This is a genomic window from Variovorax atrisoli 110B (assembly GCF_000382045.1).
GTDB classification, from domain to species: domain Bacteria; phylum Pseudomonadota; class Gammaproteobacteria; order Burkholderiales; family Burkholderiaceae_C; genus Variovorax; species Variovorax atrisoli.
Map to the genome: position 1 here is coordinate 24,573 of NZ_KB907461.1, position 11,717 is coordinate 36,289.

Genomic DNA, 11,717 nt, shown 5'->3' on the forward strand with positions numbered 1-11,717 from the left:
ACTGAAAGGACAGCGGCTGGCGCGATCTGCATACTGAGCCGATGAAAGAACAAATTCGCGTACCAGTCACCATGATGCGCGGTGGCACCAGCAAGGCTGTTTTTCTCTCGCAGCGCGACGTGCCCACCGATCCACAGGCGCGTCTCCGATTTCTTCTCGCGCTGTTCGGCAGCCCCGACGTGCGCCAGATCGACGGGCTCGGCGGCGCAGACATCCTGACGAGCAAGTGCGCCATCATCGGACCGCCATCGCGCCCCGATGCGGACATCGACTACACCTTCGTGCAGATCGGCATCGACCAGCCGACCGTCAGCTTCGAGATCGTGTGCGGCAACATTTCTTCGGCCACCGGGGTCTATGCATTGCAGGAGGGGCTGGTTCCCGTGCAGGAGCCTGTCACCACGGTCCGGGTCCACAACACCAACACCGGGAAGATCCTGCGGATGGCGGTTCAGTGCGCCGACGGCGAGCCGCGCGTGGAAGGCGACAGCGAAGTCGACGGCGTGCCCGGCACGGGCGCCGAGGTCGCGCTGGATTACTCGGACACCAGCGGCTCCACGACCGGCAGGCTGCTGCCCACCGGCAACGCGCGCGACTGGGTCCACATCTCGAAGCTCGGCCGTGAGATACCGGTCTCGGTGGTGGACGTCGGCACGGCGTGCGTGTTCATCCGCGCGGCGGATCTGGGCATCGCGGGCACGGAGCTGCCGGGCCAGCTCAGCCCCGATATCTACGAGATGGCCGAGGAGGTGAGGCGCTGGGCCGTCGAACGCTGCAATCTCCCGGCGTCAGGAACACTGACGCCCTATCAGATCCTCATCAGCGAAGCGCAGGACTACCGGACCATCGCGGGCGACCGCATCGTCCAGGCGTCGGAGATCGACTTCGTCGCGCGCATGGTGCTCAACGGCGGTGCGATGCATAAGGCCTTCCCAGGCGGCGGCTCGGTTTGCCTTTCGGTGGCGGCGCAGATCGCGGGAACGATTCCCGCCGACGCGCGCGGCACGCATGCCGGTCCCGCACGCATCCGCATCGGCCACCCGAGCGGGGTGCTCAGGATCTTCGCGAACGTCGAGCACTTGGGCGGGAATGAATGGACGGTGCGCGAGGTGCACTTCACGCGCACGGCCCGCCGGCTGCTCGATGGAACGGCCTATGTGAGGCGATCGCGTCTCGAAGCGGAGGGCGCAGAGGGCGCCTCCACGAGCGCTACCGCGGTCGCGGCATTGCCATGAGCGCGCAGGATCTCTTCTCGCTCCAGGGCCGCACGGCCCTCATCACGGGCGGCTCGCGAGGCATCGGCCGCATGATCGCCGAGGGGTTTCTGGCCCACGGCGCACGCGTCTACATCAGCGCGCGCAAAGCCGAGGCCTGCGATCTCGCGGCGCAGGAACTTGCGAACAAGGGCCACTGCGTATCGTTGCCGCACGACGTGTCCACGGTCGCAGGCTGCCAGGCCGTGGCCGACGCCTATGCCCGTCACGAATCGACGCTGGACATCCTGGTCAACAACGCAGGCGCGGCCTGGGGAGAAGACTTCGATGCCTTTCCGGAGAGCGGCTGGGACAAGGTGGTGGACCTGAATCTGAAGACGCCTTTCTTCCTGACGAAGGCGCTCGCCGGACCGTTGCGCGCCGCAGCCAGGGCGCGCGTGGCGAAGATCATCAACATCGCTTCCACCGACGGCATCGGACTCAATCCCCAGGAAAACTATTCCTACGTGGCGAGCAAGGCAGGCGTGATTCACCTGACGCGGCGCATGGCGATGCGCCTGGCGCAGGACAACATCGCGGTCAGCGCCATTGCGCCCGGAGCGTTCCCGTCCGAGATGAACCGCAACGCGCGCGATCACGGGCCGGCGCTGTCCGAGCACATCCCCGCCAGGCGCATCGGCACGCCCGACGACATCGCGGGCGCAGCCATTTTCCTGGCCTCGCGCGCGGGTGACTACGTGATGGGCGCCACGCTGGTGGTGGATGGCGGCGTGACCCAGGCCCGTGCCTACCGGTGAGGGCGTGACGTCGGGGCCTGCGGCGGCATGGGTACAGGCGCGGGCTCGGCCGGCGAGCGCCCTTCGCCTGCCGCCAGCAGCCGGTCGTTGATGTAGGTGGCGGGAGGCTTTCCGAAAGCCTTCTTGAACATCGTGATGAATGCGGACGGCGATTCATAGCCCAGGTCGTAGGCGACCTGCTGCACGGTCGCGCCGCCGGACAGCTCCCGAAGCGCGACCATCATGTGCAGCTGGCGCCGCCAGCGGCCGAAGCTCAGGCCGGTCAAGGCTGTGCACAGCCGGTTCAGCGTCCGCTCGCTCATGCCGAGCTGGTGGGCCCAATCCTTCTGCGTACGGCGGTCGGACGGGTCTCGCATCATGGCGCGCGACACCTTTCGCAGCCGCGCATCCTCGGGCATGGGCAAGGAGACTTCCTCCTTCGGCATGGCGCAGAGCTGGTCCAGCAGCACGTGGGCGAGGCGATCGGTCGGCCCGCCGGGCTCGTAGGAGGGCGGTTGTTCCGCCAGGTACTGGATCATCTCGCCGAGCATCGGGCTGATGCGCAAGGTGCAACAGCTGGCGGGCAAGGGCGCGGCATCGCGCGCAACGAACAGGTAGAAGATCACCGCGTTCGCCGTGCTGTGGTTGCTGTGCGGCGTTCCGCCCGGAATCCACACGCCCGCCTGGGGCGGGACCATCCACATCGCACCGGGCACGTCGCAGGAAACCGCCCCGCGCAGCGCCATGACCAGCTGGCCGGAGCGATGCACGTGAATCGGAACCTCGCGTTCGCGCTCCTCGACATCCACGCGATGTGCCATGACGGGCACTGATGGCTCGTAGTCCAGGTCGAGGCTGGTGCGGGGCGTCACATGGACCCAGCGGCTCATCCGGGATGACCTAAAAAAGAAATCATTTGTCCAAGTTTACGATTCTTGCCTCGCAGGCAGATGCATAGCATCGATACATGCAAATGATTCGCAACAAGTTCGAAGCCGGATCGACTGCTTCAAACCCGATCTTCCGGGGCGCCGCATGATCAAGCGGCCTCGTTTCTCCAAGCAGGAGTGGCTCTTCTCGCTCAAGAGCTTTTTCGCGGCCATGCTCGCGCTGTACCTGTCCAGTCGTTTCGGGCTGCCCCGGCCCTTCTGGTCCATGATGACCGCGTACATCGTTGCCCATCCCCTCGCGGGCCATGTGCGCTCGAAGTCGCTCTACCGCCTGTCCGGGACCGTGCTGGGATGCGCGGCCACCGTGGTGCTGATCCCGTCGTTGTCCGGGTCGCCGGTGCTTCTGTCGCTCGCGCTTGCGCTGTGGGTGGGCTCGTGCCTCTACCTGTCGCTGATGGACCGAAGCGCGCGCTCCTATGCCTTCATGCTCGGAGGCTACTCTGCCGCGCTGATCGGCTTTCCGCTGGTGGACGCGCCCGCGGCGATGTTCGATACCGCCGTCGCCCGAACCGAGGAGATTGCGCTCGGCATCGTCTGCGCGAGCCTTGTGCACAGCATCTTGTTACCCGCCAGCCTCGCGCCTTCACTGCTCGGGTTGATTGACCGCGCGCTGGGCGATGTGCGCCGATGGGCCGGCGACCTGATGAGCTTTGGCGCCGAGGATGAGGTTCGCAAGCGGCTGGTACAGGACAGGCGGCGCATCGCCACCGACATCACCCAGTTGCGCCTGCTTGCAACCCACGTGCCCTTCGATAACGGCGGCCTGCGATGGACGCGGCATGCCGTGGGCGACCTGCACGACGGTCTCGCAGCACTGACGCCTTCGCTTTCGGCTCTGGAGGACCGGCTCGCAGCCTTGCGCGATGCAACAGACGGCGTGCCCGAACCGGTCGCGCGGGCCATGGTGCAAGGCAGCGCCTGTCTCGATGCCGGTCCGCCGTCCGGCGCCTTGGATGGCCTCCGTGCCGCTGTCCGGATGGAGGTCGCGGACCGGCGGAACTCGCCCTGGGTGCGTGCGCTGAGCATCGACGCGGCCGCCCATATTGACGAGCTGGTCGCGGGATGGCGCCGGTGCAATGCGCTTCGCGCCGACATCGCCGCCGGGCTGGCCGGTCATGCGCCTCCGAAGCGGGGAGATGCTTCGTGGCGTTCGGTCCTTCACGTGGACAAGGGCCTGGCGCTGCGCTCCGCATTCACGGTCGTGCTTTCCACCTGCATTGCATGCGCGGCGTGGATCTTCAGCGGTTGGCGCGCGGGATCGTCGATGGCCATGGCGGCAGCGGTCTTCTGCAGCTTCTTCGCCACCATGGACGACCCCGTACCGGGCATGCACAAGTTCCTGGTCGCCCTGCTGTACTCGATGCCGGTGTCTGTCTTCTACATCCTTGGCGTCATGCCGCTGGCGCACGACTTCGGCATGCTGGTGCTGTGCATTGCGCCCCTGTTCCTGGTCGTGGGCGGCTATCTCGCGCGTCCGGCAAGCAGTCTCACGGCATTGGGCATGTTTTTCGGCGTGGCCGGCACGCTGGCACTGCAAGACATTGGCAGCGCCGACTGGGTCAGTTTTCTCGAGGGCAATATGGCGCTCTTCGCCGGTGCTCTGATTGCCGCACGCGTTACCGCCATCATGCGCAGCGTGAGCAGCGAATGGAGCACGCGGCGCATCCACCGGGCCACTTGGCGAGATCTTTCTGGAATGGCCGGGATGTCAGCGCGCTCGAAACGCGCGCGGGCGCGCGACGCGTTCGCCGGCCGCATGCTGGACCGCATCGCGCTGCTGATTCCGCGCACTGCTGGCGATGCCGCATACCAGGGTGGCGATGCGGCACAGCTCGCCATGCGCGAACTTCGAATCGGCGCGAGCATCGGCGTTCTGCAGCAGCAGCGCCACCTGCTGCCCGAAATACCTGTGCGCGAGCTGCTGGCCGCGCTCGAGCGAGCCTTTCTCGCCCAAGTCACGGGATCGCCGGCGAGGCTCGACGCGCTGTTGCCGCAGATCGACCGGCTGCTGGCCCTTTGCCTCGCAAGCACTGCGTGCGAGCCCGCTGTCTCGGCCCTTGTGGGTTTGCGCAGGGATCTCTTTCCTGCTGCGCCTTCGGACCTCCAACCATGATCGAAACAAGCTTCTTCGGCATCTACGTTCCAGGCCTGCTCCTGCTCGCAGGGGGAGCGATGGCTTGCTCCTGGTGGGTTCGCCGCCTGCTGGCGCTGCTGGGTGTCTACCGGTGGGTGTGGCATCCACCGCTCTTCGATCTGGGGCTGTACCTCCTGTCGCTGTATGCGCTGGTCTGGCTGGCCCGCGCTATCTCCTCCTGAACCGACCCGTTGTTCTGCTGCTCGAACATGAATACCAAATCCGTCCATTTTCCCGCCTGGCTGCCGCGCCCGGCTCCATCCCTCTTGCGCATGCTGCTGACCGCGCTCGTCATTGCAGGCGCCTGCTGGGCCGCCCTGCAACTCTGGGACCACTATGAGCTGGCGCCTTGGACACGCAACGGCCGAGTGCGGGCCGACGTCGTCCAGGTGGCGCCCGATGTTTCCGGCATGGTGGCCGTCGTGGCGGTGCGCGACAACCAGCCGGTCATGGCAGGCGAGCTGCTCTTCTCGATCGACGAAGCCCGCTTCACGCTGGCATTGCAGCAGGCCGAGGCTGCAGTCGCCGCGCAGCGGATCGTCATCGACAATCAGCGGGCCGCACTGGCCCAGGCGCAGCGCGAGCGCCGCCGCAACGACGAACTGGGGGGCCTGGTCGCACAGGAGGTGCGCGAGCAGTCGCGCCTGCGTGTCGAGCAGGCCAGGGGTGCGCTGCTGGCGGCCGAAACGGCCTTGCACCAAGCGCAGGTAGCGCTCGACCTGGCGCGCCTGAACCTGCAACGCGCAGAGGTGCGCGCGCCGGCGGCGGGCCGTGTCACCAATCTGGATCTGCGCCAGGGTGCTTATGCGACGGCAGGCCACCCCGCATTGGCACTTGTGGCTGACGGTTCGATCTACGTCGAGGGCTACTTCGAGGAAAACAAGCTGTCGCGCATCCGGCTGGGCGACCGGGTGCGCGTGACCCCCATGGACGCACCCTCGCTCGAAGGCGAGGTCGACAGCATTGCTGCTGGCATCGGTGACCGCGACCGCAGCACCGGTGCCAACCTGCTGTCCAGCGTGAACCCCACATTCAATTGGGTGCGGCTCGCCCAGCGCGTTCCGGTGCGGGTAAAGCTCGACCCGTTGCCGGCAAACGCTCGATTGGTCGTCGGGCAGACTGTCTCGGTCGAGGTGATGGGGCATCGGGCGGCTTCCGCCGCCGCCCCGGCTCGCGTTCAGGAGCCGCGATCATGAATCCGCCTCGCGTCCTTGCTCTTGCAACCGCTGCCGCATGTGTGATGCTGGCTGGCTGTGTCCATGGTCCCGTCGGCCCCAACTACGTCGCACCGGCCGCGCTCACCGCTGCGCAGTCCGCGTCGGCCGGGCCGTTCCTCTCCGGCGGCGCGGCCACATCGGATGCAACGATGCCCGCGCACTGGTGGCGTCTTTTTGAAGACCCGCAGCTCGACGGCCTGATCTCCCGGGCCCTGGCGCACAACACCGACCTGCGGCAAGCCCTGGCCACCTTCGAGCGTGCCATGGCCGTTGAGGCAGAGGCGCGCGGGAGCAAGCAGCCGTCGATCAGCCTCAGTGGCGGTCCGAGCTTCGGTCATGTCTCGGGCCTGTCGGTGCTGCAAGCCGATCATGCGCCTCCGAGCCGGCTCAACTACAGCATGGGCATGGCTGTGTCCTACCAGCTGGACCTGTTCGGCCAGTTGCATCGCGCCATCGAAGCTGCCGAAACGGATGCTGGCGCCGCGCGTGCCGCGGTGGACCTGGTGCGCGTGGGCGTCGCTGGCGGCACGGCGCAGGCATATGGCGCGGTGTGCGCAACTGGGCTGCAGCTGAGCGTGGCACAGGCGTCCATGCGCCTGCAGGAGGACGCTCTCGGGCTGACGCTGCGGTTGCAGCGCGCGGGCAGGGCCGGCACCATGGACGCCGCGCGTGCGCGCGCCCAGCTCGAAACCCTGCGTGCTGCGATTCCCCCGCTGGAAGCCCGGCGCCAGCAGGCGCTGTACCGGCTCGCCACGCTCACGGGTGCGCCGCCGCGCGACTTTCCCGAGGTCGTCAGCCGTTGCGAGCAGCCTCCACGCGTGGCCGGACTGCTGCCAGTGGGCGACGGCGCTGCGCTTCTCGCCCGGCGCCCCGACGTGCGGCAGGCCGAGCGAAGCCTGGCCTCCGCGACGGCGCGAATCGGTGTCGCGACGGGCGATCTCTATCCCAAGGTGACGCTGGGCCTTTCATCGGCGTCTGCCGGCTTTGTCGAACGGTTCGGCAACCGTGAGACCTTCAGCTACAGCGTGGGGCCGCTGATCAGCTGGTCCTTTCCCAACACGGGTGTCGCGCGAGCGCGCATCACCCAGGCCGAAGCAACGGCTCGCGGCGAAGTCGCGCGATTCGAAGGCACTGTGCTGAATGCGCTGCGCGAAGCCGAAGCCGCGCTGGACACCTACGCCCGCGAGCTCGATCGTCATGCGGCTCTTGCTGCCGCGCGCGACCAGAGCCTGACCGTGGCCGATCAGGCGCGGGCGCTGCTGATCGCCGGAAAGGTCGGCCAGCTCGATGCGCTGGACGCCCAACGCACCTTGGCCTCGCACGAAGCCGCGCTGGCTGAGTCGGACGCCCGGTTGGTTGAGTACCAAGTCAGCGTATTCATGGCCTTGGGTGGCGGATGGGAGAGCGACTCCGCTGCGCCGCACCAGTGAGGGCGAAGCGCAGTCATCTGCGATCGGCTGCTTCGTAAGCGACGGGATGAAAGATGGATGGGTTCGAGCTTCTCAGGACGTTTTCGGAGGTGGCCTCCCAAGGCAGCTTCTCACGCGCGGCTGCCAGGCTCGGCATTTCGAAGGCCAGCGTGAGCAAGCACGTTGCGACGCTCGAGTCCCGCTTCAATGTGCGCCTGCTCAACCGCTCGACGCGTTCGGTCTCCCTCACGGACGCAGGCCGCTTGCTTCAGGCGCGATGTGCGCCCCTGATGGAATTGATCGAGCAGACCACGAGCGAGCTGCAGGCGCGCGGCTCGCACCCCAGCGGCCGCCTGCTGATCACCGCGCCCCACGGGATGGTCCAGACCGCGTTTCCGCGCCTGCTGGGAGATTTCCTCACCTGCTATCCCGACGTGCAGCTCGACCTGAAGCTGAGCAACCGCATGATCGACCTGGTCGACGAAGGAGTCGACATCGCTTTGCGCTTCGGGCGGATCGGCGACGAGAACCTGATCGTGCGGCGCCTGCGCCGGATGGGGCTCACACTTTGCGCGACGCCGCGCTACTGGGCGCGGCGCGGCATCCCGCTACAGCCCGATGACATGCGCAAGCACGATGTCCTCGCATACTCCGTCACGCCAGGGCCTCCACAGATCGCATTCGAAGTGGATGGCCAACCGTACAACGTGCCCATCCGGGGACGCATGGACTCCAACGATGCGAGTGCGTTGATCGGCGCAGCACTGGCGGACATCGGCGCGGTATGCGTTCCCGACCTGCTTGCGCAGCCCTACGTGGAAGGCGCCCATCTGGTCCCGGTTCTCCAGGATTTCATGCCCAGCGACGTCTGGCTCTATGCAGCTTACACACAGCGCCGTCAGAACAGCGCCGCGCTGCGTGCTCTGCTCGAGATGCTGGAACTTCGCATGCGGGACAGCGTGCCTTCTCCTGCGGCTTTGGCAGGCGCTGCAGTTGCGCCGCATGCTTGAGGTTAGACCAAAGCTTCCCAATTCGAACTCCAATCCGGGGGCGTTCGGCCCGGTTGGATACTGGAGGGCACATGGAGGCCACTGTGGGGCAGACCGATGCCACAACGAGAGCACGCATCATCGGCGCAGCCTCCCGCGACCGCCGCCGGCTCAGCGCTTCGCCTTGCGCAGCTTGTGGATCAGGAACGCCTCCAGCAGTTCCACCGCCTTGCGCCCCGGGCCCGGGGTGGCCGCCAACCACACCTCGCATTCGGGCATCGCAGGCATGCCCTCGCGCGCACCGAGCACCTTGAGCCGCTGGGAGATCGTCGCTTCCCGGAAGACGCCGATCGCGATCCCCGCGCGCACGGCGGCCTCCAGTCCCGTGACGGTGGTGCTCGTGTAGGCGATGCGCCATGGAATGCCCGCCTGGTCGAGCGCGTGCGTGGCCCAGTCGCGAAGCATCGCTCCCTCCGGGTTCAGCGCCAGCGGCAGCGGACGCTGCAGGTGCGTGGCCGAACCCGCCGTCGAGGCCCACACCACGCGCGACTTCGACAGCCGCAGGCCCTCGCCCGAACCCACCGGTCCGATGCCGATCACGAGGTCGTAGCGTGCGCCGAGTTCCCTGTGCATCAGCGACGAAACGCCGTGCTGCAGCTCGACGTGGATGCGCGGATGCAGCTTGCAGAACTCCGCAATGAGCGCGGGCAGCACGCGCGTGGCGTAGTGCTCGATGGCGCCGATGCGGATGCTGCCCGAGACCTCCTGCGCGTCGATGTCATGGAAGAGCTGATCGTTGAGGCTGAGCATCTGGCGCGCGAGCGGCAGCAACTGCTGGCCCTCCAGCGTCGCGGCGAGCTTGCGCGTGCCGCGCCCCACGAGCTGCACGCCCAGCTGCTCTTCGAGCCGCTTGAGCTGCATGCTCACCGCCGACTGCGTGCGCGACAGCGCCTTGGCCGCCGTGGTGAAGCTGCCCACGCGCAGCACGGTGTCGAGCACGCGCAGCAGATCGATGTCGACGGTATGGCTGCGCGGAGCGCGCGGCGGGGTGGATGCGGGCACAGGACTCCCGGGGAAGGCATCACGAAACGTGATGCGAGGGATCATAAAGTATCACGTTGCACGCTGCATGGCGGGCCAAGAATGCATCCAACAACAAGCGACGGAGACAGCCATGCACACCGATCCCGACTTTTCCTCGCGCGGGCGCCGCCTGCTGTGCGGCACGCTCGCCGCCTCGGTCCTCCCGGCCTCGCTCGCGCCTGCAGCCGCGAGCGCTGCAGCGGGCAACTGGCCGCAAAAGCCGCTGCGCCTGATCGTGGGCTTTCCGCCGGGCTCGTCGCCGGACATGCTGGCGCGCGCCGTGGCCGAACCGCTCGGCCAGGCGCTGGGGCAGCCGGTCATCGTCGACAACAAGGTCGGCGCGGCGGGCAGCATCGGCGTGGCGTCCGTGGCGCGGGCCACCGACGGCTACACCATCGGCCTCACGGGCAACGGTCCGCTGACCACGGCCAAGGCGCTCACGCCCTCCACACCCTACGATGTGGCGCGCGACCTGCGTCCCATCTCGCTCGTGGCCACCAGCCCCTTCGTGCTGGCCGGAAGCATGGCGATGCCGGCCGCCGACCTGCGCGGCTTCCTCGAGTTCGCCAAGGCGCAGGGCGACAAGCTCAGCTACGGCTCCATCGGGCCGGGCTCGGGCTCGCACCTTGCGATGGAACTGCTGAAGACGCACACGGGCATCCGCGCCGTGCACGTGCCGTTTCCCGGCTTTCCGCAGGTGGCGACGGCGCTGATGGGCAAGCAGATCGACCTGTCGTTCATGATCCCGTCGATCGCCGTGCCGCAGGCGAAGAACGGGCGGCTGCGCCTGTACGGCGTCAGCACGGCTGCGGCGTTCCCCGGCTCGGGCGACGTGCCGCCGATCCAGTCGGCGCTCGACAGGCAACGCTTCGACGTTGCCTCGTGGAACGCGGTCTTCGGTCCGGCGAGCCTGCCCGCACCCGTGGCCGAAAGGCTCTCGCAGGAGATCGCGCGCATCCTGCAGACGAGCGAGGTGAAGCAGCGCCTGCTCGAACAGGGCTGGCTCGCGGCCGGCAGTGCGCCCGGCGTCCTCGCACACAAGATCGCCGAGGATACCGCGATGTGGGGCGGCGTGATCCGCCTGACGGGCGCGCGCGCCGAATAGGAGGCGGGCGATGCAACGCAGGCAGCTCTTCATCACCAGCCTGGCCGGCGCCGCCGCTGCGCTCGTGCCGCCCGTGCGGGCGACCGAGAACGCTGCCGATCCTGCGTCCAGGCCGGCCTTCGTGCTCGTGCACGGTGCCTGGCATGGCGGCTGGTGCTGGTCGCGTGTGGCGGCACGGCTGCGCGCGGCGGGACACGCCGTCCATGCGCCCACGCTCACGGGCCTCGGCGAGCGACGGCATCTGCTGTCGCCGCAGGTCAACCTCGAAACGCACATCGCCGATGTCGTCAATCTGCTCGAGTACGAGGAGCTGCAGAACGTCGTGCTCGTGGGCCACAGCTATGGGGGGATCGTGATCTCGGGCGTGGCGGACCGCGCCCGCGATAGGCTGCGTCATCTCGTGTTCCTGGATGCGCTGCTGCTGGATTCCGGCAAGAGCCTGTTCTCGGACTTCCCCGATGCCGTGGTGCAGCAGCGCCTGAAGACGATCCGCGAAACCGGTGCAGGCGTGGGCGCCGCTCCTGCGTTGCCGCCGTCCGCCTTCGGTGTGAAGGACCCTGCCGATGCGGCCTGGGTGCAGCGACGCATGACGCCGCAGCCCGTGGGCACCTACCTGCAGCCGCTGCAGCTGAGGGCGCCGGTGGGCAACGGTTTGCCGAAGACCTACATCGAATGCACTGTCGACCCGATCGCGACGCTGGAGCCCACCAAGGCGCGCGTGCGCGCGGATGCGGGATGGCGCATGCGCACGCTCGCCACGGGCCACGACGCGATGGTCACCGCGCCGGGCCCGCTGAGCGACATGCTGCTGAGCAAGCTCGCCGCCTGAACCCATTCATT

Annotated in this window: 11 protein-coding genes; 9 read left to right on the forward strand and 2 right to left on the reverse strand. The window is 67.7% G+C overall.

What is annotated here, in order from left to right:
- The first annotated feature begins 41 nt into the window (after positions 1 to 41).
- Together G369_RS36350 and G369_RS0126760 are read left to right on the forward strand one after the other, a co-directional pair.
- Positions 42 to 1,235, forward strand: coding sequence for a 2-methylaconitate cis-trans isomerase PrpF family protein (locus G369_RS36350; RefSeq protein ID WP_063827425.1), 1,194 nt, complete (start codon positions 42 to 44; stop codon positions 1,233 to 1,235).
- Positions 1,232 to 2,011, forward strand: coding sequence for an SDR family oxidoreductase (locus G369_RS0126760; protein WP_019657135.1), 780 nt, complete (start codon positions 1,232 to 1,234; stop codon positions 2,009 to 2,011). The genes G369_RS36350 and G369_RS0126760 overlap by 4 nt, the downstream gene beginning before the upstream one ends.
- On the opposite strand, the gene G369_RS0126765 is transcribed toward G369_RS0126760, so the two are convergent.
- Complete coding sequence (locus tag G369_RS0126765) at positions 2,002 to 2,880, reverse strand: AraC family transcriptional regulator (protein WP_019657136.1); 879 nt, start codon at positions 2,878 to 2,880, stop codon at positions 2,002 to 2,004. The genes G369_RS0126760 and G369_RS0126765 overlap by 10 nt on opposite strands.
- Positions 2,881 to 3,025: 145 nt before the next feature.
- On the opposite strand from G369_RS0126765, the gene G369_RS0126770 reads away from it, so the two are divergent.
- From G369_RS0126770 to G369_RS0126790, 5 genes are read left to right on the forward strand one after another with little or no spacing between them, the layout of a single operon-like run.
- Complete coding sequence (locus G369_RS0126770) at positions 3,026 to 5,053, forward strand: FUSC family protein (protein ID WP_019657137.1); 2,028 nt, start codon at positions 3,026 to 3,028, stop codon at positions 5,051 to 5,053.
- Positions 5,050 to 5,256, forward strand: coding sequence for a DUF1656 domain-containing protein (locus G369_RS0126775; RefSeq protein ID WP_019657138.1), 207 nt, complete (start codon positions 5,050 to 5,052; stop codon positions 5,254 to 5,256). The genes G369_RS0126770 and G369_RS0126775 overlap by 4 nt, the downstream gene beginning before the upstream one ends.
- 27 nt (positions 5,257 to 5,283) lie before the next feature.
- The gene (locus G369_RS0126780) at positions 5,284 to 6,270 is read left to right on the forward strand and encodes an HlyD family secretion protein (protein ID WP_051127655.1); all 987 of its coding nucleotides are present in this window, start codon (positions 5,284 to 5,286) and stop codon (positions 6,268 to 6,270) included.
- A complete protein-coding gene (locus G369_RS0126785; RefSeq protein WP_026346660.1) occupies positions 6,267 to 7,721 on the forward strand; it encodes an efflux transporter outer membrane subunit in 1,455 nt (484 codons plus the stop codon). The genes G369_RS0126780 and G369_RS0126785 overlap by 4 nt, the downstream gene beginning before the upstream one ends.
- A gap of 53 nt (positions 7,722 to 7,774) precedes the next feature.
- Positions 7,775 to 8,710, forward strand: coding sequence for a LysR family transcriptional regulator (locus tag G369_RS0126790; protein ID WP_019657141.1), 936 nt, complete (start codon positions 7,775 to 7,777; stop codon positions 8,708 to 8,710).
- Between the two features lie 150 nt (positions 8,711 to 8,860).
- Here G369_RS0126790 and G369_RS0126795 read toward each other — a convergent pair whose 3' ends face one another.
- Complete coding sequence (locus G369_RS0126795) at positions 8,861 to 9,751, reverse strand: LysR substrate-binding domain-containing protein (RefSeq protein ID WP_019657142.1); 891 nt, start codon at positions 9,749 to 9,751, stop codon at positions 8,861 to 8,863.
- Positions 9,752 to 9,863: 112 nt separating this feature from the next.
- Here G369_RS0126795 and G369_RS0126800 point away from each other — a divergent pair, with 112 nt between their 5' ends.
- Both G369_RS0126800 and G369_RS0126805 read left to right on the forward strand, forming a co-directional pair.
- A complete protein-coding gene (locus G369_RS0126800) occupies positions 9,864 to 10,877 on the forward strand; it encodes a Bug family tripartite tricarboxylate transporter substrate binding protein (RefSeq protein WP_019657143.1) in 1,014 nt (337 codons plus the stop codon).
- 10 nt (positions 10,878 to 10,887) lie between these two features.
- Positions 10,888 to 11,706, forward strand: a complete 819-nt coding sequence (locus G369_RS0126805) for an alpha/beta fold hydrolase (protein WP_019657144.1) — start codon at positions 10,888 to 10,890, stop codon at positions 11,704 to 11,706.
- Positions 11,707 to 11,717 lie beyond the last annotated feature (11 nt).